17 protein-coding genes are annotated in these 20,848 nt (G+C 43.3%); 3 read left to right on the forward strand and 14 right to left on the reverse strand.

Going from position 1 to position 20,848, the window contains the following annotated elements:
- Positions 1-99 precede the first annotated feature (99 nt).
- The 5 genes from secA to uxaC form a co-directional block, all read right to left on the reverse strand.
- Positions 100-2,832 carry a preprotein translocase subunit SecA gene (gene secA, locus CDO33_RS16440; RefSeq protein ID WP_103079727.1) on the reverse strand — a complete coding sequence of 911 codons (2,733 nt, stop codon included), beginning with the start codon at positions 2,830-2,832 and terminating at the stop codon, positions 100-102.
- A complete protein-coding gene (locus CDO33_RS16445; RefSeq protein WP_103079728.1) occupies positions 2,833-3,408 on the reverse strand; it encodes a DUF5317 domain-containing protein in 576 nt (191 codons plus the stop codon).
- Positions 3,409-3,465: 57 nt separating this feature from the next.
- Positions 3,466-3,939, reverse strand: coding sequence for a hypothetical protein (locus tag CDO33_RS16450; protein WP_161496726.1), 474 nt, complete (start codon positions 3,937-3,939; stop codon positions 3,466-3,468).
- On the reverse strand, positions 3,899-4,216 hold the full coding sequence (locus tag CDO33_RS16455; protein ID WP_103079730.1) for a YerC/YecD family TrpR-related protein: 318 nt from the start codon (positions 4,214-4,216) through the stop codon (positions 3,899-3,901). Before CDO33_RS16455 ends, CDO33_RS16450 begins: the two co-directional genes overlap by 41 nt.
- A gap of 1,021 nt (positions 4,217-5,237) precedes the next feature.
- Positions 5,238-6,644 (reverse strand): glucuronate isomerase, encoded by a 1,407-nt coding sequence (gene uxaC, locus CDO33_RS16460; RefSeq protein ID WP_103079731.1) that lies wholly within the window; start codon positions 6,642-6,644, stop codon positions 5,238-5,240.
- A 635-nt stretch (positions 6,645-7,279) separates the two neighbouring features.
- Between uxaC and CDO33_RS16465 the strand changes: the two genes are divergently transcribed.
- Positions 7,280-7,777: a superoxide dismutase family protein gene (locus CDO33_RS16465; RefSeq protein ID WP_103079732.1), complete on the forward strand. Its 498-nt coding sequence runs from the start codon at positions 7,280-7,282 to the stop codon at positions 7,775-7,777.
- 403 nt (positions 7,778-8,180) lie between these two features.
- On the opposite strand, the gene CDO33_RS16470 is transcribed toward CDO33_RS16465, so the two are convergent.
- Positions 8,181-10,319 (reverse strand): ADP-ribosylglycohydrolase family protein, encoded by a 2,139-nt coding sequence (locus CDO33_RS16470; protein ID WP_103079733.1) that lies wholly within the window; start codon positions 10,317-10,319, stop codon positions 8,181-8,183.
- Positions 10,320-10,629: 310 nt separating this feature from the next.
- On the opposite strand from CDO33_RS16470, the gene CDO33_RS16480 reads away from it, so the two are divergent.
- Positions 10,630-11,364 carry a GntR family transcriptional regulator gene (locus CDO33_RS16480; RefSeq protein ID WP_103079735.1) on the forward strand — a complete coding sequence of 245 codons (735 nt, stop codon included), beginning with the start codon at positions 10,630-10,632 and terminating at the stop codon, positions 11,362-11,364.
- 51 nt (positions 11,365-11,415) lie between these two features.
- Here the strand turns inward: CDO33_RS16480 and CDO33_RS16485 are convergent, their stop codons facing one another.
- Positions 11,416-11,661 carry a hypothetical protein gene (locus tag CDO33_RS16485; protein WP_151898665.1) on the reverse strand — a complete coding sequence of 82 codons (246 nt, stop codon included), beginning with the start codon at positions 11,659-11,661 and terminating at the stop codon, positions 11,416-11,418.
- Positions 11,662-11,695: 34 nt separating this feature from the next.
- Between CDO33_RS16485 and CDO33_RS16490 the strand changes: the two genes are divergently transcribed.
- Positions 11,696-12,733 carry an SIS domain-containing protein gene (locus tag CDO33_RS16490; protein ID WP_103079737.1) on the forward strand — a complete coding sequence of 346 codons (1,038 nt, stop codon included), beginning with the start codon at positions 11,696-11,698 and terminating at the stop codon, positions 12,731-12,733.
- A 137-nt stretch (positions 12,734-12,870) separates the two neighbouring features.
- Here CDO33_RS16490 and CDO33_RS16495 read toward each other — a convergent pair whose 3' ends face one another.
- The 7 genes from CDO33_RS16495 to CDO33_RS16525 form a co-directional block, all read right to left on the reverse strand.
- Positions 12,871-14,376, reverse strand: coding sequence for an ABC transporter substrate-binding protein (locus CDO33_RS16495; protein WP_103079738.1), 1,506 nt, complete (start codon positions 14,374-14,376; stop codon positions 12,871-12,873).
- 72 nt (positions 14,377-14,448) lie between these two features.
- Positions 14,449-15,375, reverse strand: coding sequence for a carbohydrate ABC transporter permease (locus tag CDO33_RS16500; RefSeq protein ID WP_242973426.1), 927 nt, complete (start codon positions 15,373-15,375; stop codon positions 14,449-14,451).
- A gap of 20 nt (positions 15,376-15,395) precedes the next feature.
- Complete coding sequence (locus CDO33_RS16505; protein WP_242973450.1) at positions 15,396-16,295, reverse strand: ABC transporter permease; 900 nt, start codon at positions 16,293-16,295, stop codon at positions 15,396-15,398.
- A 576-nt stretch (positions 16,296-16,871) separates the two neighbouring features.
- Entirely contained in the window at positions 16,872-17,462 is a 591-nt protein-coding gene (yfbR, locus tag CDO33_RS16510; RefSeq protein ID WP_103079740.1) for a 5'-deoxynucleotidase, read from the reverse strand.
- Positions 17,463-17,567: 105 nt separating this feature from the next.
- Positions 17,568-18,719: an HD domain-containing protein gene (locus CDO33_RS16515; RefSeq protein ID WP_103079741.1), complete on the reverse strand. Its 1,152-nt coding sequence runs from the start codon at positions 18,717-18,719 to the stop codon at positions 17,568-17,570.
- 41 nt (positions 18,720-18,760) lie between these two features.
- Complete coding sequence (locus CDO33_RS16520; protein ID WP_103079742.1) at positions 18,761-19,258, reverse strand: SEC-C metal-binding domain-containing protein; 498 nt, start codon at positions 19,256-19,258, stop codon at positions 18,761-18,763.
- 317 nt (positions 19,259-19,575) lie between these two features.
- Positions 19,576-20,775 (reverse strand): AraC family transcriptional regulator, encoded by a 1,200-nt coding sequence (locus CDO33_RS16525; protein ID WP_103079743.1) that lies wholly within the window; start codon positions 20,773-20,775, stop codon positions 19,576-19,578.
- Positions 20,776-20,848 lie beyond the last annotated feature (73 nt).

Below are 20,848 nucleotides of genomic sequence, written 5' to 3' on the forward strand. Positions count from 1 at the left end.
TTTATGCACCGGAATAGGCTATAATACCATGTTCAGTTCAGCAGTCCGTTTGCCCGGACTTAAATCAATCTCAAATTGCAAAGCGCTATCGGGCCTACACTATAGATTTGCCCCGCAGCATTTCTTGTACTTTTTGCCGCTTCCGCAAGGGCATGGGTCGTTGCGTCCCACCTTTTGGTCGCTCCGGTTTGCAGGCTTTTTGGGTTCATCGCCATGGGATGCGGTAACCGGCTCTGCCACCTTTTCCCGTTGTACACTTTGCTCACGGTCGACACGGGCATTGAGTATCAGCTTGAGAGAATCCTCCCGGATGTTTCTGATCATTTCCTCAAACATTTCAAAGCCTTCAAACTTGTACTCTATAACAGGATCCCTCTGTCCATATGCCCTCAGGCCTATTCCATGCCGGAGCTGATCCATGGCATCTATATGGTCCATCCACTTCTGGTCCACCACTCGAAGCAAAATAACCCTTTCCAGCTCTCGCATCAGTTCTGAGCCCAGTTCCTGTTCCTTTTCCTCATACCTTTTCAATGTCGCTTCCAGAAGCGCCTCTTTGAAATCCTCCTTGGTGAGGTTTTCCATATTCTGCTTCTGAGCATCCAGTATGCCCTGGGGCAGAATGCTGCCTTCCGCAATGGTGCTCATTCCTTCCCAGTCCCAATAATCCGGATGCGGGCTCTCGCCGCAATAAATGTTTACCAGATTATCAATGTATCCTTCTATCATCTTTATAAAGTAATCCTTAAGGCTTTCCCCGTCGAGAACCTTTCTTCTCTGCCCGTAAATTACCTCTCTTTGCTTGTTCATTACGTCATCATACTGGAGCACGTGCTTTCTTATATCAAAGTTTTTGCCTTCAACCTTCCTCTGAGCATTTTCAATGGCATTGGAAAGCATTTTGTGATCTATCGGCTGGTCTTCCTCCAGGCCCAGCGCATCCACAATTTTCATCAGACGCTCTGATCCGAACAGCCTCATAAGGTCATCCTCAAGGGAGATATAAAACCTGGAGGAACCAGGGTCACCCTGACGGCCTGAACGTCCTCTCAGCTGATTGTCTATACGCCTCGATTCATGCCTTTCGGTACCGATTATATGAAGTCCTCCTACCGCTACCACCTTTTCCCGTTCTGCGTCGGTCTGCTGCTTGAATTTCTTATATAGCTCCCTGTATGTCTTTCTGGCTTCCAGAACCAACTCATCGGAAGTTTCATTAAACCCTGTTGACTGTATAATCAGGTCCTCCGTATAACCTCTTTTTCTCATCTCCTGTTTCGCCATGAATTCTGCGTTTCCACCCAGAACTATATCCGTACCACGGCCGGCCATGTTTGTAGCTATGGTTACTGCGCCGAGCTTTCCGGCCTGGGCGATTATCTCAGCTTCCTTTTCATGGTATTTGGCATTCAGCACCTGATGGTTTATACCCTGCTTTTTCAGCATTGAGCTTAAAAGCTCGGATTTTTCTATGGAAATAGTACCGATAAGAACCGGCTGGCCTCTCTTGTGGCATTCCACTATCTCCTTGATGACGGCATTGAATTTTCCTGCCTCAGTCTTATACAAGCTGTCGGGATAATCTTTTCTTATCATCGGCCTGTTGGTGGGTATCACCACCACATCCAGGTTGTATATCGCCCTGAATTCCTGTTCTTCCGTCTGGGCCGTACCGGTCATGCCGGCAAGCTTTTTATACATCCTGAAGTAGTTCTGAAAGGTTATAGTGGCCAGAGTTTTGCTTTCTCTCTCGACCTTTACCCCTTCCTTTGCCTCAATAGCCTGGTGCAAACCGTCGCTGTACCTTCTGCCGTACATCAGACGTCCGGTGAATTCATCTACTATTATTACCTCTCCGTCTTTCACTACATAGTCCCTGTCCCTCTTCATCAAGCCGTGGGCTTTTATCGCCTGGTTAACATGATGAAGAATAGTCATATTTTCAGGGTCCGAAAGGTTTTCAATTCCAAAAAACTGCTCTGCCTTTTTAACACCCTTTGCTGTCAGGGTAGCTGTGTGAGCCTTTTCATCAACTATATAATCCTCATCCAGTTCGTCATCCAGTTCCTTATCGTCGGACTGGGTGTATACCTTGGCCTTCAACCTGCTGGCAAAGCTGTTTGCCTGCTTGTACAGATCGGTGGACTTATTGCCGGCTCCTGAAATTATGAGAGGCGTCCTGGCTTCATCTATCAATATGCTGTCCACCTCATCCACAATGGCATAGTGCAAATCCCGCTGCACCATGTCTTCCTTGTAGATAACCATGTTATCCCTGAGATAGTCGAAGCCCAGTTCATTGTTTGTTCCATACACAATATCACAGTTATATGCCTTCTTTCGCTCGGCATTGCTCAAACCATGCACTATAAGCCCTACCGAGAGGCCCAGAAAATTATATATCTTGCCCATCCACTCACTGTCACGCTTTGCCAGGTAGTCGTTAACAGTTACGACATGGACGCCTTTTCCTTCCAGGGCATTCAGATATACCGGCAGCGTAGCCACCAGGGTTTTACCTTCTCCGGTCTTCATTTCAGCTATTCTTCCCTGATGAAGAACAATGCCGCCTATCAGCTGGACTTTGAAATGCCTCATCCCCAAAACTCTGGAGGACGCTTCCCTCACCACTGCAAAAGCCTCCGGCAGTATATCGTCCAGTGTCTCACCTTTTGCCAGCCTCTCCTTAAACTCAGCAGTTTTACCTCTTAATTGCTCATCGCTGAGCTTTTTCATATCCGGCTCAAGGCTTTCTATTTTATCCACTATGGGTTCGATTTTCTTTAATTCCCTACTGCTGTAAGTTCCAAATATTTTTTCTAATATTTTCATCTATTCAACCTCCGAAATTGTTTTGTCAAAAAATTTCCTCCCCGATACTATCTGAAGGAAAAGTAGAAAGAGTCCTGCTACTACCATCAAATCTCCTATGCTTACCACCTGCATCATATATCCCAAAAATCCCGGCGGAGCTATTATATCCGACAAAAAAGCCAGTCTGGTCCCATCCCCGGGAGAGGTAATATAATGCTTTATATCCGATTCTAAAAGCTCAATGGGCAGGCCTGCGTTTATTACGGTATCCCTGTCAACAGGCATACGTCCGCCATTGACCATCATGACTATCATATTTAGCAATGAGCCGACAGCTATAACCCACATGCCGACATATTGCCTGTTCAGCCAGAGCCATGCAAAAACCATACAGAATATTATTCCATTAATCAGGAATTCATATCCGGACAGGAAATCAAAACGGTCGGATAATGTCTGGGAAGCTACCAGTAATACGGCAGTGCTTATAATCAGCCAAACCTTGTTAAATCTGATTTCCACCAGATTGGAAATCCTGCCTTTCATGGCCAATCCCGCAATAATCCCAACAATTATCGCCAATAAATACAGCATAACTTCACCTCATATTAAATTTTCACAACAGGAAAATAAGAGTTAGCACCTTATGTCCTAAGCGGCAACCGGAGGAGAAAGATCCGAGCGGGATGTAATAATATCTTCATCCTTGTAGAAAGGAAATATTGTTAGCAATTTGACAAAGCAAAAAACAAAAGTTAAGACAACCAGCGCAAAAACTGCAGGAATAGTCCCTGAACGTGCTTCGTCATCTTCCAGCCGCATTTTATGGCTGCCGGATTCAAACATTCCGGCGCTGCCATTTGATAGGACAAACCTGCCTGATGAATCCTTGGAGGAAGGCATGGCAAAAGAAGGCGAATGCCCCTCACCAATGTCTTGCGGTTTCGTGAGGATTTCACCATCTGCTTCCTGCATTAAACGCGCATCATTCAAATCCAGGTATAATTGAAAGATGCTTTCAGATAAATTTATAATTCCGTCCGATGTCAAGGTCGATAATATAATCAAGCTGATAAACAGCTGTTTAAGCATTTGAACCTTCCTCTCCGGCCTTTTTCTTTTCAAGCTTTTCAAAAATCATTTTATATCCATCCGCCCCATAATTCAGGCATCGGTTTACCCTGCTTATTGTGGCGGTGCTGGCACCGGTTTTCTCACAAATCTCCGTATACGTCTTCTTCTGCTCCAGCATCTTGGCCACCTCAAGCCTTTGCGCAAGAGCCTTTATTTCAGAAATAGTGCCTATATCCTCAAAAAAGCGGTAACACTCTTCTATATTTTCTAACAACAGAATCGCTTCAAAAAGCTTATCTACGGATTCATCCCTTATCTTAGAATTCATATACACACCATCCCTATTAATTACAATTTTAAATTAAAGCGTACTCAATGTCAAAGTATTTTAGTGGCACTAAGACATATAAGGGAAATAAGTTCCGACAGCCTTATACTCCATCAATGCGTCTTTTTCTAACGGAGGCACGATCCATATTAAAGATGCCACTGAGCACAAGAAGTCAACGGCTGTCGCGCAGAAAAATTACTCATGGAGCCAATTTAAGCTGATAAATTGGAGTTTGGCTTATAGAGCATCGTGTTTGGTTTATAGAGCATCAGGTTTGGCTTACGGGACTTTGCCTTAAAAAAGTGGAGAAGGTCTTGTTCCTACTGTTAATGCTATGTTGCTAAAGAAAGGGATGGGATAGCTTTAAATCAGATATGGGGAAGTGATATCACAACCACCTATGTTTGAAAACGAAACAAATTAATGAAGAAACAAATAATGAAAATGATATTCTTACTTTCACGTTAACATATCCAGGCTCACTGCCATCAACTGCATTGCCTCCTGGGCCATTGCTTTTAATAATCTGTGTCCTTTATTCTGACGACACCTTTTAAAAATTTTTGCGTTATGGGATGAAGCATTATGATGAAGCATTATATTATAATAAACCTGCCAAATTGCCTTCATCTATACTCATTCGCAGCAGTATACATATCTGAACCACAACCATAAAATCCACGAGCAAATCCTGTACAAAATAAACACCTGCCATGCTTATTAAAGTGTGAACCCCCGGCACTTTAAAGCCGGGGGCTCCTTTAGGGGGTCAAAATGTATTTTGTGAGGTCATTAATAAGTATTGGCACTAATGCGTTAATATATACATGGATATGAAAATTTTTATGAAAAAATAAAACGGTGAAGATTTCCCTTCAGGTTATAATCTTCACCGTTCATTAACTTAATTTACTGTGCTACCTAATTTGAGACAGCATGTGGTAAGTTTAGAGATGGCTAATACTCTGTTTCATTAATCTTTCCATCATGATTTACCGCATCGATGAGAAGGCTTATATCACACCTCTATGCCGAAATAATTTGCCGCATTGTTATAGCAGATATCCTGCACCATCTTTCCAAGAAGGTTCATATCATCCGGGGCTTCTCCGTTTTCCACCCAGTTTCCGATGATGTTGCAGAGGATTCTGCGGAAATACTCATGTCTTGTGTATGAAAGGAAGCTTCTTGAATCGGTGAGCATTCCCACGAACCTGCTCAAAAGGCCGATATTTGCCAGAGTTATCATCTGTCTTTCCATGCCGTCCTTCTGGTCATTAAACCACCAGGCGGAACCCCATTGTATTTTACCCGGTATTCCACCACCCTGGAAACATCCTGCAATGGCTGCCAGCACCTCATTATCCTTCGGGTTGATGGAATATAATATGGTCTTTGGCAGCTCTTCTGTCTGCTCGAGCTTATCTAAAAACCTTGAGAGAGGCTCAGCCGGATTCCAGTCCCCTATTGAGTCGAATCCTGTATCCGGGCCTATCAGCTTCATCATTCGGGTGTTGTTGTTCCTCAATACGCCCATATGCAGCTGCATCGCCCATCCCAGCCTTGCATACTGCCTTCCCAGGAACAGCAAAACCTGAGTCTTATACTTGTCGATCTCCGAGGCTGAAAGCTCTTTTCCTGCCAATGCTGATTTAAGAGCTTCTGAAGCTTCCTCTTCCGTGCCTTCCGCATAAACAAACGGCTCCATGCCATGGTCGGAAATCCTGCATCCTGCTGCGTGGAAGAACTCAAGCCGGGATATCAGGGCTTTCTTAAGATCATCGAAATTTCCGATGCTGCAGCCTGTAACTTCTTCCAGCTTTCTTATCCATTCAACAAAGCCGTCTTTTTCTATTTTGATGCACTTATCGGGTCTAAAGGCAGGCAGCACCTTGACATCAAAGTCCTTATCCTCTGCTATGGCCTTGTGGTATTCCAGTGAATCCACCGGATCGTCAGTCGTGCATATCACTTTTACATTGGACCGTTTGATAAGTCCTCTCGCAGTGAAATCATCCCCCTGCAGCATTTCATTGCACCTTTTCCAGATGCTCTCCGCCGTCTCAGGAGAAAGAAGGTCGTCTATGGCGAAATACCTTTTTAGCTCAAGGTGGGTCCAATGGTATAAAGGATTTCCAATACAGGCAGGTATCGTTTTGGCCCATGCCAAGAATTTCTCCTTATCATCGGCATCCCCTGTTATGTATTTTTCATCTATGCCATTGCCCCTTATGGCCCTCCACTTGTAATGGTCGCCCCCCAGCCATATTTCAGTGATATTCCGGTACTTTTTGTTTTCAGCTATTTCCTTTGGGCTGAGATGGCAGTGATAATCGAATATGGGCATATTCTTGGCATATTCATGATATAGCTTCACCGCCGTCTGAGTTTGAAGCAAAAAGTTTTCATCCATAAACTTTTTCATTATATTTTCCCTCCCATATTTCAATTGCTCCTTTACACCGTTTTATGGTTTTCCCAGGCTATTTTTTGGTTTTCTCAGGTTATTTTATCCATGCCCGTCCTGCCATGGTGTCAAGCAATCATTCCTTTATTAACAATCGACCTCAACATGTTGCCATAGCTGTAATAAACGCAATATATCGACTCTATCATTATAACCTTCGCACCCGATCAAATTCTTTGCTTTTATTGCCGGTATTGTTGCAGAAGTTGCTGTAACCGGCAAGGAAAATTGCATTCGTCATATGCAATACTTACTCCTGGCTGTTAGAATCTTTTTTGCAAAGCTTTTCTTTATTTTATAAATATAACCAAAAGAATCTTTTAACAAGCATCTTATAAATGGCATAATTCAGGTCATCCACATCTTTGACAACCATTCGGTATCACTTTCAAAGAAAACATTTGCTTCAATATTTATTCCAGGCTTCCAAAATGCTCTGCATTCAAAATTTCCTGAATGCAGGGGCTATACAGTTTTTGTCATTCAGTCCCCTATCTTTACCCATGGCATCGCTTGCCATCTCTCTTACCGTCACAATTTCAAGCTAATTTACATAATATAGAACGGTAAAATGATTTACGGAGTGATTTAGCATGTATTACCCCAAACCGGTTTCATATGAAAATAAAGGCACAAAAATTGCATCAGCTGTTATACGTGGTGGTCCTCTGGCGCCTAATATTTACGGAAGAGTGATATTTATGGATGTTCCCGGTGGCACCCAGGTATATGTCGATGTTTACGGGCTTCCTGAATATAAGCCGGCAGAAGGAGAGAACCCACCCATAGGGCCTCATGGATTCCATATACACCAATATGGCAACTGCACTGTAGGCGACCCCGAGAACCCCTTCCAGGCAGCAGGCGACCACTGGAACCCTACCAACCAGCCCCATGGCAATCACGCCGGTGACTTACCGGTACTGTTTTCCAACCATGGCAGGGCTTTTATGTGCTTTTTTACCGACAAGTTCAAGGTTGCTGATGTCGTAGGCAAATCCGTAATTATACATCAAAATCCTGATGATTACCGTACACAGCCTGCCGGTGCATCTGGCAAACGCCTCGCCTGTGGGGTTATAATAAGATAATATATAGGCGCAAGCTGACGGTTATGGAAAAATCCTCTATGGTTGTTTCAGTTATAGTCAAATAATAGATGGACGTAAGCTGCATCAATGAAAGCCGAGCTCATCAGATATTGATTCTGCCCGCACCGAGAATATCTCCTTACCACTCGCATCCCCTTTTGGGCAGCTTAGTCGGTACTGCAGTATCATTGCAGAAAAATCCTATATGAACGGTAATGAAGGTTCATATAGGATTTCTATATTTTAAAGCTCATCTATATTGCAATCCACACTGTAAATTCCTCAGCACAATTATCTTTCCCCGGCAGAATCATCCCATGTTCCAAAAGCAATTTATGAACAGCTAAATCTTTGCATTCTCTTGTATATGAGTACACTGCCAAATGAGAACACTGCCGGCTCTTTATCCCTGGGAAGCGATTTTTCCTATCTTGAAATCCTTATAATGGCAGTGACTTCCCTTCCACAACGAAGCCCCTATCTGTCCGCGGAGATATGGATTTTGGCCGTCGGTGTAATCCATGAGAAGCCTGCCGCTTTCGAAAACTTTAATATTCGCTCCCCTCAACTCTACTTTAAAGGTATATTCGCCCTTTAAGCTCCATTCGCAGGGTACCTCCTGGAGAATCCTGTAGCCGTTTTCATTTTTGTAGAGCACCAGTTTCCCGCCGGAAGCCAACCCCAGAGCATATGAACGGATTGCTCCCTGCACACGGAAATTTATATTGTGGAATTCTCCCAGCCGGGGGATCATTGTGGCTTCAAAGCTGTAGTCCTTCCAACAGAAGTTTCCGGTATAAGCCTCGCCATAATCGCTGCAGCTTCCGCTCAACTCTCCGTCTTCCAGCTTCCATATTCCTTTAAGGTATGTGAACTGGCTGACTTCTTTCTTCTGAGCATTCCAAGCTTCCATCCGTTCCCTCGTAAAATCTATGGAATAATCAGGCTCGCCGGTAAAGTCAAAATCATCCAGATACGCTATGAACGTAGAACTCTCTCCACCGGCAGGCATAAATTTTACTCCCCCTTCGCTTATGCAAACACCGTCCAGCTTAGGAATATCATATGCCAACTCCGCCCATTCGCCTTTTTTCAGCAGAGTTTTCCCGGATTCATAGACTTTTCCGCTGTTTAAATCCTTTACATACAGCCAGGCCTTCACTTCCATCCTGGAGTCTTCAGGGACCATCACACTGCCTTTTATTGTCTGGCCTGGATAGAGGACCGGCGAGAAAGATGGTTCATAGCGGCTGTCACTGAAATCCCCATGTCTGTAATAGGTTTGGTAATATACGCTGACTTCACCGGTGCCGGGCATCCACCTTGCGGCCACTTTCAATGCCCCCTTACCGCTGTGGGCATGTTCGTTCGTATGGGCCAGCATCAAGTCCGGATTCCCTCCCATATTGGACGATATCCGGAAGCTGTGGGTGGAGCCGGGCAGTTCAAAATTGAACCTGGCTGCTTTTCCTGCAATAATATCCTTAACTTCAGCCGGCGGCTCCTCCCCGGCTATCTTGTATCCGAAACCTGCCAGGTAAACCGCAAACTGAGGTATGTCCAGTATATTAAGGCTTCCAATTACGCTGGAGCAGATGAGCAGATCGTTGACAGGTTTTCTCCATTTGAAGTCAATGCCTGAAAGCCCGTTTCTTACACCCATGATTGTTCCCACATTGGCAACATTGCAGTCGGTGTCCCAGCCGCACATATTGCATATGTTGATGGCTTTTGAGAAATCCCCTTCACTATACAGCAATGAAATTATTATCACGGCGGAATTGGGGATGATATGGCACGCCCCTGGGTATTTGTCGTATCCGTAATTCTCTTTGACAAATCGGAAGCAGTCCCTCCAATTGCAGGGATATCTGTCATAGAATCTTATGACATCCCTGGCCATGCGTACATATTCGCAATCCTCCGGTATCACGGACAGACCTGCTTCAATGATCTTCCTTATGTCCTGCTCCACAAAGGCAGCGCTTATGCACGCCGCTATGAACATTCCCCCGTATTTGCCGTTTCCGTCATGGGACACGCTGGCCGCCTTCTCGGCATATTCGGCTGCAAGCTTGTAATCGCCGGGCACCACCAGTCCCCATGTATCAATAAATATCTGACCGCCGATCTGTTCCGCCACATCCTCTCCATTCTGCTCTATGGAACCGGAACGGGGCGCCATGATTCCGTTCCTCAGATTCAGGTATGCCGTGTGCTCTGTTGATATGCCATAGCCACCCCACCATAAGAAGCTATGCTCATAAGGCACATAATTCAGCCAGGTAAGCCCTATCTGTTCAGCTGTCAAATCCCTTGTGTGAGTATAGTCTTCAAGGGCTCTTATGAAAAACATCGACCCATTGGTATCATCATCGGCAGCAAAGTTCTTGAATGTAAAAAGATAATCTTCGATTTCACCATAGACCTTTTTTATGTCTTCATACGTCCATCCTTCAATATTTGAGCCATGGCGGACCCCAATAACCTTCCCCAGCAGCCCGGCATATACCTTTTCCAGATAATCCTGTGGAACCTTCATAATAGACAACACTCCTTTGCAGTGCTTAAAGCACTTGAATTTAGATGATTTACCCCTATAATACGGAAATAAGCACTAGAACCCATGTCATGTCCAATCAGATCAGCAGCTTCAAAGCATATAGTTCTCTGCCGCATATATTCCCTATATATGCTTCGGAAAGAGTTTATGCTTTTCCCATCCCTTTGTCAAGTACCCATACAGGATATAACGCTTCAAAAACAGAGCATGGCCTTTATTTGGGAAGGTTGACTTTTAGCAGGGTGTAAATTAAAATTATTGTAAACATCACAACAAAAAGGTGGATTTAATGTATATAGACAAAAAGAGCCCTATACCTGCTTATTATCAATTAAAGAAGATCCTTCTGGAAAAAATAAAAAGCGGCGAATATGCCGCTGGAAGTCTCATTCCATCAGAGCGCGAGCTTTGCGAAACCTTGGGGATCAGCCGCATGACCGTGCGCCAGGCTTTAAACCAGCTTGTTTCAGAGGGTATCCTGTACCGGGAAAAAGGCAGGGGAACTTTTGTCTCCAAAGCAAAACTTGAGCAGAGAAATCTGATGAGCTTCTCAGAAATGGCCCGGGAAAAGGGTCTTGAGCCTATTACAAAGGTTCTTCACTTCAGCATGGGAAATATCATACAAGATATATGTGATGTGCTGGATTTGGGTGAAAATGAAACCGTGTACCATATAAAAAGATTAAGGCTCGTCGGCAGCGTTCCCGTCGGCATAGAAGAGAGCTACATACCACAGAAGTATTGCCCTGGGCTGGACAGGTATGATCTTACCACATCCCTTTACCGCTTGATGAAAGATGAGTATCAGCATGCCATAAGCTATGCCGATAATGTTATTGAAGCGGCAAAAGCGACAAAGGAAGAAAAGGAGCTGCTGGAAATCACCGAAAGCAAACCTGTTTTGAAAATTGTAAGCGTGAATTTCACAGAATCGGGATTAAAGCTGCTGTACGAAAGATCCGTATACCGCTCCGATGAGTACAAGTATAGCGTCCGGGTGTATGGCAACAGGGATACTGACTAGCATAAGCCTTGATATACACACACCGGCATGGTTTTATAATATTTAATCCCTTTAATAATTGTTTATATTTGTTGACTTTAGAATGCTCTTGGCATAGAATATAATATAGGTGGTATATACATCTATACATATATATAGCGGTCTGTCTATACCAACTGGCATGGAAGCACACAAAAGAGACACTGCCAGAGCAATTTTCTCCTTCCAGGCCGGACTGTCCCCCTGCATCATGGCTAAACAGTCTGATGAACAGGCAAGCCTGAAGAGAATTTGCTTCTTTACTGTATAATCTTTCATCTCTGTATAAAAAATAACTTAGGAGGTATTAATTATGGTTAAAATGTGGGAAGAAATTTGCGAACAACCGGCAGCATTGAAAAGATGCCTTGAGACCAACAGAGAAGTGATAAATATGCTTGTGGAAGCTTTGGACTCCCATGATATCAGCTCTGTGGTTATCGCAGCCAGAGGTACTTCGGACCACGCCGGCATATATGGCAAATATGTTATTGAAAGCACTCTCGGAATACCTGTGGCACTGGCAGCACCTTCAGTAGTCACTGTATACGGAAAAAGCCTTAAGCTCAAAAACAGCCTCGTCATCGGGATTTCCCAGTCAGGCAAGGCAGCCGATGTTCTGGAGATAATAAGGGAAGGCAACAAACAAGGTGCAATAACTGTAGCCATAACCAACTTTAACGATTCTCCTCTGGCTAATGAAGCAAGCTATCATCTGTATACCGATGCAGGCCTGGAAAAGAGCGTTGCCGCCACCAAGACCTTTACCACCCAGATGTATCTTTTAGCCAATCTGGCAGCCGTATGGGCAAAGGATGCCGATATGCAGCAGCAGCTCTCAAAAGTGCCTGATTTGGTATCAAAGACTCTGGAGCTTTCAGATGTTATCAAGGAAAAAGTACAAAGATACCGCTATATGAATGAGTGTTTTGTCCTGGCAAGGGGTATGAACTATTCCATAGCAATGGAGACTGCATTAAAAATACAGGAAACCTGCTATATAAGGGCAAGGGCATACGCTGTATCCGATTTTCACCACGGTCCCTTTGCTATGATCGATAAGGATATGCCTGTAATTTTACTGGCTCCCGAAGGACCTTCCTTGAAAGACAATGAGGAAATGATCCATAAATTGAAGGATGCAGGAGCGGAACTCGTGATATTCTCCGATAAAGATGAGATCCTGGAGCTGGGAACGACCTCTTTTAGAATACCAAAAGCCGGCAGCGATCTGTTGTCGCCGTTCTGCAACGCAGTTGTGGCGCAGATGTTTGCCTGCAACCTGTCCCTCGCCAGAGGACTTAATCCTGACAGCCCAAGGGGATTAAGCAAGGTTACGATAACAAAATAGATCCCATCCCGTCGATGATATGCTGTCCTTTTAACAGCATGAGCGAAAACAAAAAGTGGCAATCAAAATTGCCACTTTTTGCATGAGTAAAATACTCATCACCCGCTATACGCTATTTATTGTCCGTCCATTATTTATTATTTTGCGTTTTTAAGAAATTCGTCAAACTGCCTCTGAGCTTCTTTCTGTATTTCACGTATACCGGCAGCTTCCAGCTCTGACATCATTTTCGGCACTTCTACTTCCGGGTCAATGGTACCGGTAATTAATCCGGTCCAATACTTATCCTTGATAACTTTACATGCTGCGACCTGTGTTTCAACCGGTGTGATATCAAAGGAGAATCCTATGGTATTTGTGGCTTTGAGATTTTCATAGCCTTTGAAAATAACTTCCCACATTTTAGGATCTACATCGACCCCGTCTGCTGCTTCAACAGAGCTCAAGGAGTAGGAGCCTTGTGAGAATGCCCACGGTCCGTAATTGTTTTTCCCTTTTTCAGTACGTTTGACCAGTCCGTCTTCAGTATAGTTGAAGTGTATACCCTCAACTCCATAACGCAGTATATCGCGGTATTGCTTGTTGGTATTTACCAGCTCCTGATATTTCAAAGCAAGATCTATGTGCTTCGAATTGGCGTTGATGGCATTCATAGAGCCACGGATTGATGCAGTAGAAAGATAAGGTCCGCTGTATTTGGATATCAACTGAGTATAACCATCACCGGAGCTCCAGATTGCGTCGGCTCCATAGAATCCTTGTCCGTTTTTAACTGCAGAGTAAATGAAAGATTCTTCAGTGGTAGCGGCATCAGGATTTATATAACCAGCCTTATACCATTTGCGCAGTAAAACAAAACGGTTATAGAGGTCAGGATGTTCAGCGGTTATCACGATCTTGTTCTGATCTGCGGTTCCCACTGCCGAATATGGAATACCAAGCATCACATCGCGGTTTATCATGTCATAGTCGGAATCCACTCCGGAAAATCCGCCCTTGTTCAGCTTTAATGGATACTGAGCGTCCTTTGCTTCCGGAACGCCATCTTCATAAGCCTTCTTGGCAGCTTCCAGGTACTTTTCCACATCTGCAAATTTCATCGTATCAGGTACCTGCATGCCCAGTGTATCAACAAACAGTTTCTTGTCAAAACGCCAGAATATTTCAGCTGCGTAGTCTTTCTTTACCGGTATGGCCATTATCTTGCCGTTAACCTTTGCACCTTCCCAGACTATTTCAGGCATGGTGGCATACAAATCCGGAGTCAAAGTCTTGACCTTTTCAGTAATGTCTGCAAAATAACCGGCCTGAGCCTGAACAGCGAAATTGTTGAACCACTCGCAGGTGAAAACCATATCCCATTTTTCACCGGAAGAAAGGGCCAACATGGTTTTGTCATTGTCATAATACAACGTCTTTACCTTGACATTTAGTTTCTCAACAGAAATTTCATTGAGTTTCTCTTCTACTATCGCTTGATCTACCGGAACCTGGCCAGGATCCCCCATTATCCAGATCAGTTCCACCGGTTTGTCGGAAGTGTTCTTATTATCGCCCGTTGGCGTTTTTGAACCGGAGCATCCGAATAAAGCGGATATGGCTATAATCGTAACCAGCAGCAATGCAAAAGGCTTTCTCTTCATGATAATCCTCCTTAATATTTTTATTTATCCATCGGCTGAAAGCCGTATTGAATACTATAATTAACCGCTCTGTCAACCTTTGACTGATCCGATGGTGAGGCCGCTGATGAAATATTTCTGGAAGAACGGGTAAGACATCGTGATGGGCAGCACTACCACCACCACTATTGCCATTCTTACGGTTTCCGACGGTATATTTGCAAGGGATTCACCCGCCATCATATATTGTGCATTGCGAATCAGGTTTTGAATATTTTGCTCAATATCGACCAAAATATACTGCAGAGTGTACATATGGGCATGGTCGGACTGAATGTACAACATGGGAGTAAACCAGTCATTCCAGTATGCAAAGGATAAAAACAGTCCTATGGTTGCCAGACCGGGCAACGAAATCGGCAGGACAATTTTAAAGTATATTAGGAGCTGGGATGCACCGTCCATTTTTGCCGATTCTATGATGGAATCGTGTATGGTCGTCTGGAAAAACGTCCTGAGCACTATAATATAAAACGATGACACACACAATGGCAATATCAGAGCCCAGTAAGTGTTACCTATCCTCAAAAATTGCGTATTTACCAAGTAAGAGGAAACCAAACCTCCACTGAAAAGCATGGGAATGAAAATCAATATGGTAAAAAAGTTGCGCAATTTATAGTTCCTGCGGGAAAGCACATAGCCCATGGTAGAGTTCATAAATAATCCCAACAATGTGCCGACAGTAGTTACTCCAATGGAGACCAGGAAGGCCCTCCCGATATATGAGCGCATTTTCCATATATAGCTGTAAGCACTGATAGACCACTCTTTGGGAAAAAAGCTGTAACCTATCTGCCTTATGGATTCATTGGATGAAATCGAGATAATTACGACAAACAAAACGGGTATGATGCAGGACAAAGCAATTACCGTAAATATCAAATTAAACAGGATATTAACCGGTTGGGAAATACGGTTGTAATACTCCACTCCGCCTGTCGGATGATGCTTTTTCATAGATTTTCTCCTTTCTGCCATTATAATAATCCGCTTTCCGGATCGATCTTTTTAACGATAAAGTTGGCCGTTAAAATGGTGATAAAGCCTAGAACTGACTGAAGAAAAGCGGCCGCCGATGAGAAACCTATGTTGTTCATGCCCATGAGCGCTTTATACACATAAACATCGATGGTTTGTGTCACATCCACCAGAGGTCCGGAATTTCTAGGAACTTGATAAAACAGTCCGAAATCCGAAGAGAATATCCTTCCCACCGACAGTATGAACATTATAATGATCATGTTTTTCAGCATGGGCAGCGTTATATATTTAACCTGCTGCCATCGGGAGGCTCCGTCTATTATAGCAGCCTCATATAACATTTTGTCAATTCCCGATATACTAGCAAGATATACTACCATTCCATACCCCATGCCCTTCCATAAATTCAGGAAAATCAGGATATATGGCCAGTATTTCTTTTCCATATACCATTGAACGCTTTCTTTGCCCAACATGTTCATTATCTGGTTGGCCATGCCTTTATCGGCACTCAGGAAAGAAAACACAAAATAGCTGACTACGACCCAAGATAAAAAGTATGGTAGAAATATGATTGTCTGATATCCCTTGGCAAGCCTTTTGGAATGGAGATTGGAAAGCATAATAGCCAGAGTTACCGGAATTACAATACCCAAAATGATGAACACGCAGTTGTAGAGAACGGTATTTCGAAACATGATCCATGCATCAGGCGTCGCAAACAGGAACTTAAAATTGTCAATTCCCACAGGCTGACTCTTGATCAAGCTGACTAAGAAATTTGAGTCAGGAAGCGGCCTATAGCGCTTGAACGCCACGATAATGCCGAACATTGGCAGGTATGTGAAAAGTATATACCAGACCACAGTTGGTAGAGCAAGTAAAGTCAATTCCATATCATCTTTAGTAAAACGCCGTTTTTTAGCCAAGATGATCACACTCCTATCTAAGAATGAAAATGAACCATTTTGGGAATCAAGCCTTGAAATATGATGATAAAAAGCCCAAAACAGGTATGCATAAAATTGCATTATTGTCAATATAAGGAAGTTTGCCATATCAATATATAGCAAAACTGACAAGTAAAAAGATGTATACTAATAGTACATGAGTTGGCAGAAAAATGTGAATCATGCCTATACTTAATTAAAAGCCTTTATTAGATTTTCAAAGAACTTAAAATTCACAAATATGGTAATTTCCGGCATGATGCAACTTTCTCAGAAAATGTTATGTGTTGCCAACAGATAAGCCATCTGCAAAATACCGGTACAGAGATCATTGATTTTTTAAGACAAGTGTTGCGATTGCTTGCTACAAAAAAGCCATTTAAAACTTCATTGTTTTATACAAATATTATATAGGTTTTTTGCACATTTTGCAATAACTTTCTGAAAGAAATGAAAAAAAAATTCAGCTTTTGGGATCTAAGCTGAAAAAATCAAACACATAAAGATTATTTTCCTATATCATTAGTCCAACTCATCAAGGGTAAGGGAAAAGCTGGGAATAAAATTCTTCATGAAATAAGCCACCTCAGGCATGTCAATTTGGGAAATGGCATCATATATGGATTCACTGGCTTTTTTGAACTCCATATTCCCTGCCTTTACTTCCTCCAGGCATTTTATATAAGCCGATATCTTGTCGGCTGCTTTTACTATCTTCCAAGATTCAGGGTCGATATCCTCATGAAAAAGTATTTCGGTATAGTCGCTCTGCAGCTCTTTTGGAAGCATGGACAATATCTTCCTCTTGGATGTCTCTTCCACATCCTTGTATGCCCTGCTGATTTGCGGGTTGTAATACTTAATGGGTGTGGGCATATCGCCTGTGATTATCTCATTGCAGTCATGGAACAAGCCCAATACCGCCACCCGGTCGGCATTGATATTTCCTCCGTAGAACTTGTTCCTTATCAGCGCCAACCCATGAGCTATCATTGCTACCTGAAGGCTGTGCTCCTGAATGTTTTCCGGCTGGGTGTTCTTCATAAGCCCCCAGCGGGTGATATATTTCATCCGTGAAAGGAACGCAAAAAAATGAAATCCTGATTTAGCCATGCTCTCCCCCTTGCTACCGCCTGTTAGTCCCGGGCAGCAGCTTTGTACCTTTTAAATAAATCCGATGAAAATAAGCCAACCGACGGATTCCTTTCCGATAATCAGCTACATCCAGTATATTTCGTCAAAGCATTTCATTGCAAAACCATCGGTCATTCCTGCAATAAAATCTATCACCTTTTGCTCGTCGGGTTCATCCTCATCGTAATCCATATCCACAATGAAGTTGTAAAACTTGCGGTATATGTTTAATTCGCTGTGCTTCAGCCTTTCAAAATCCTTCAGACATTTCAGAAGATCGTAAAAAAGACCTTCCATGATGTTCTCTGCGGTTTTTTCATACCTCTTGATTTTTTCCGACTGGTATATAAGCCTTACATTCTCCTTTATCAAGCTCTGCAGAGCTTCGCCCTTTTCGTGGCTAAGTTGAATGCAGTCCCTGTCATAGCTGTTCTCTATTAGATCGCATACTAGTGTATTTATGATTTCACCGTTGGTGTGGCCCAATATGTTTCTGATCTCCAGAGGTATGTCATTTATGTCTATAAGTTTTACCCTCAAGGCATCCTCGATATCCCTTCCCACATAGGCTATCTTATCCACCAACCTCACTATGCATGCTTCCAGAGTGAAGGGTTTGGCCGAACGATTCTTCATGTTCTTAAGACTGGACAAGTCCTTGGTCGTATCCCGTTCCAGCCTGTATTCATCATAATTTTCCCCGCAGTGGCATGCAATTCCGTCCCTAACCTCAAAGGTCAAGTTAAGCCCGCATTTTTCGTTTATTTTCTCTTTTGAAATTCGGGTAGCCAGGCGATCCACCACTCTCAGGCTGTGCAGCTCATGCTGAAAGGAATAATCAGGATTAATGCTTTTAAGGCAGCGGTCCAAAACCTTCTCACCGCTATGGCCAAAAGGGGCATGCCCAAGATCATGCCCCAGTGCAATAGCATATGTCAGGTCCTGATTGAGATTCAGCGTCCTTGCTATGGTGGTGGCAATAGAACCCACATTGAGCACATGCTCCATCCGTGTGCAAATGTGGTCATTCTTTGCATTGAAAAACACCTGCGTTTTATGCCTCAACCTTCGGAATTCCATGGAATACAATATCCTGTTGCCATCCCGTTCAAAATCCGTCCGTATCGGGCATTTAGGTTCATCCACAATCCTACCCAGGGAATTCCTGCTCTTTGCGGCATAGGGACTGAGCATATTCTCCTGCTCTTCGCGTCTTTCCCTCCATACAGCTGACATATTTCACCTCCGATGCGAAACAACAGGCCGGAATCGGAGCTTTAATTCTTGCCGCAGCATTTTTTATATTTTTTGCCGCTTCCGCAAGGACATGGATCATTTCTCCCGACCTTGTTGCTTACTGCAATTTTTGATTGCCTATACTCCTTTGTGATTTCCTGCCTTCTCTCAACGCTCAGTATATCATCCCACTGGGGCAGATTATACAACCAGTCGGCTTTAGCATCCAGCATATTGAAATACAGTTTCTCAAAATCTATCTCCAGCTTTATTTCACTGTTTTCATTCAGTGTATCCAGATCAATGCTTTCCAGAAGGCTGGTGTTTATTCCGTCGATAAAACCGGTGAAATCCACCGGGCTCATATTGAAGCGTTCAGCCAATTCACTGAGGGTACCGGTGATGATATTTTCTTTTGCCCCCAGAATTTTCTCATATGCATTCTTTTCCTTTTCAAAATATGCCTTCCAGTACTTATCATATTCATCCTGTGTTTTTATGTTTTTTACAGCATTTTCCCATTGCTCATACAAACTCATAAAATGTATCTCTCCTTAAATTTTATCTGTTTTTAAGCGGATTAAGGATTTCATTATAAGGCACCGAGCCGGCACCGCAGCAAGCCTTACAAAGGGCGTCGGACACTAGCGCGAAAATCCTTAATACCACCTGTATGATAACATTATTTTAGCATAAGAACAAATTTTTGCACAATCCATTTTACATTGACATAATCTGGGGGCTTACCTAGCCTGTTGCGCCGCTTAAGTTTTACACCCATGCAAAGCTGCGCATCCCAAGTATGAACGCGTACCCTGAGCATGAATCCAATATTTCTCACCGGCAATACGAGGCCTCAGCTCTTTATGGATTTTGCGTAGCTCCTGGGACTGATGCCATATTTCAGCTTGAACTGGTTGGAAAAATAGTGAACCGATGTATAACCAAGAAGGTCCGCTATTTGTGTGATATTGTACTCTCCGCTTCTTATCAGTTCCTTGCTCTTTTCAAGGCGAAAGCTGTTTATATAGTCCACCAGAGTCATATCCATATGCTTTTTAAATATGATGGAAAGATAAGACTGGCTGATGGGTATGCTTTTTGCAATATCCGATACGGAGAGCTTCCTGCTTATATTATTGTGTATATACTCCAGACATCTTGCCACAATTGAATTTTCTATTTTGAATCTGACCTGGGTTTCCTGCCTGTCTATCGTGCTTTCAAGCTTCTCACCCCGTACGAGCTTTATGATAAGCTCTTTAAGGTAGCAAATAACCAGATCATCGGCATAATAGGAGTTGTTACTGCTCTCAGCTATTATTTTTCCAATTAACTCCCTCATTTCATGGTCCAGGATAAATTTTTTGTCCGTCAGCAAAGATGCTTCCTCAAACTCCATATCAAAGGTTACTGTGACAAAACATACTGATAAATCTACATCGGACCACTGGATGTGGTGCTGGTCACTGCCGTAGAACATAGCCTCTCCCTGGCTCAGCCTGTAACCTTTTCCGTCTACTATATTATACATGCTTCCCCGGTCGACGTAGGTGAACTCCCAGAAGCCATGCTTTTCGCCCTTGAAGATAAATCCTTTTTCCTTCTCTTGATAAAACAGGGTGTGGACTTTATTTATCTCAACCTTGGGGTATATTCCCAGGGGAGCAAACTCACGGGAGTTTTCCAGCTCTTTTAGGCGGGAGCCTTCAAGCATGGCTGACTTAATGCGGCACCTGCCGTAAAGGGTCAGCACGCAGTAATAAACACCCGGATTTATGCTTATCGCCTTGTCCAGGAGAAACATCCTTATCTCCTCCTGGGACGGCATTAAAGATACACACAGTATGGCAATGCCGTCAACAATATCCAAAGTCACGGGAGAATCCTCAGCACGCAGGAACTTTCCGGCAGTTTTTTCCTTTATCTCATGCTCCTCCAAAATTACATCCCCATGGTAAATGGATTTTATACCCTGGCTGAAACCTTCATATATGATGTTTCCATATTTATTGAAGCTAATTGCATTCAGGTTTTCTATCATATTATCCACCATCCTTGATACGGTGAATGCTGTTGTTAATCATATGAGCTTAGTCATCCAATAAGATTTTATAAAAAAATAGAAG

Source organism: Clostridium thermosuccinogenes (assembly GCF_002896855.1).
In the GTDB taxonomy this organism is placed as follows: Bacteria; Bacillota; Clostridia; order Acetivibrionales; family DSM-5807; genus Pseudoclostridium; species Pseudoclostridium thermosuccinogenes.

What these genes read in the sequence shown, in the direction of transcription:
- CDO33_RS16525 (WP_103079743.1), bottom strand. Translation starts at nt 20,775, where the DNA reads ATGGTGGATAATATGATAGAAAACCTGAATGCAATTAGCTTCAATAAA.
- secA (WP_103079727.1), bottom strand. Translation starts at nt 2,832, where the DNA reads ATGAAAATATTAGAAAAAATATTTGGAACTTACAGCAGTAGGGAATTA.
- CDO33_RS16500 (WP_242973426.1), bottom strand. Translation starts at nt 15,375, where the DNA reads ATGAAAAAGCATCATCCGACAGGCGGAGTGGAGTATTACAACCGTATT.
- uxaC (WP_103079731.1), bottom strand. Translation starts at nt 6,644, where the DNA reads ATGAAAAAGTTTATGGATGAAAACTTTTTGCTTCAAACTCAGACGGCG.
- CDO33_RS16515 (WP_103079741.1), bottom strand. Translation starts at nt 18,719, where the DNA reads ATGTCAGCTGTATGGAGGGAAAGACGCGAAGAGCAGGAGAATATGCTC.
- yfbR (WP_103079740.1), bottom strand. Translation starts at nt 17,462, where the DNA reads ATGGCTAAATCAGGATTTCATTTTTTTGCGTTCCTTTCACGGATGAAA.
- CDO33_RS16455 (WP_103079730.1), bottom strand. Translation starts at nt 4,216, where the DNA reads ATGAATTCTAAGATAAGGGATGAATCCGTAGATAAGCTTTTTGAAGCG.
- CDO33_RS16470 (WP_103079733.1), bottom strand. Translation starts at nt 10,319, where the DNA reads ATGAAGGTTCCACAGGATTATCTGGAAAAGGTATATGCCGGGCTGCTG.
- CDO33_RS16480 (WP_103079735.1), top strand. Translation starts at nt 10,630, where the DNA reads ATGTATATAGACAAAAAGAGCCCTATACCTGCTTATTATCAATTAAAG.
- CDO33_RS16445 (WP_103079728.1), bottom strand. Translation starts at nt 3,408, where the DNA reads ATGCTGTATTTATTGGCGATAATTGTTGGGATTATTGCGGGATTGGCC.
- CDO33_RS16465 (WP_103079732.1), top strand. Translation starts at nt 7,280, where the DNA reads ATGTATTACCCCAAACCGGTTTCATATGAAAATAAAGGCACAAAAATT.
- CDO33_RS16485 (WP_151898665.1), bottom strand. Translation starts at nt 11,661, where the DNA reads ATGAAAGATTATACAGTAAAGAAGCAAATTCTCTTCAGGCTTGCCTGT.
- CDO33_RS16505 (WP_242973450.1), bottom strand. Translation starts at nt 16,295, where the DNA reads ATGGAATTGACTTTACTTGCTCTACCAACTGTGGTCTGGTATATACTT.
- CDO33_RS16520 (WP_103079742.1), bottom strand. Translation starts at nt 19,258, where the DNA reads ATGAGTTTGTATGAGCAATGGGAAAATGCTGTAAAAAACATAAAAACA.
- CDO33_RS16495 (WP_103079738.1), bottom strand. Translation starts at nt 14,376, where the DNA reads ATGAAGAGAAAGCCTTTTGCATTGCTGCTGGTTACGATTATAGCCATA.
- CDO33_RS16490 (WP_103079737.1), top strand. Translation starts at nt 11,696, where the DNA reads ATGGTTAAAATGTGGGAAGAAATTTGCGAACAACCGGCAGCATTGAAA.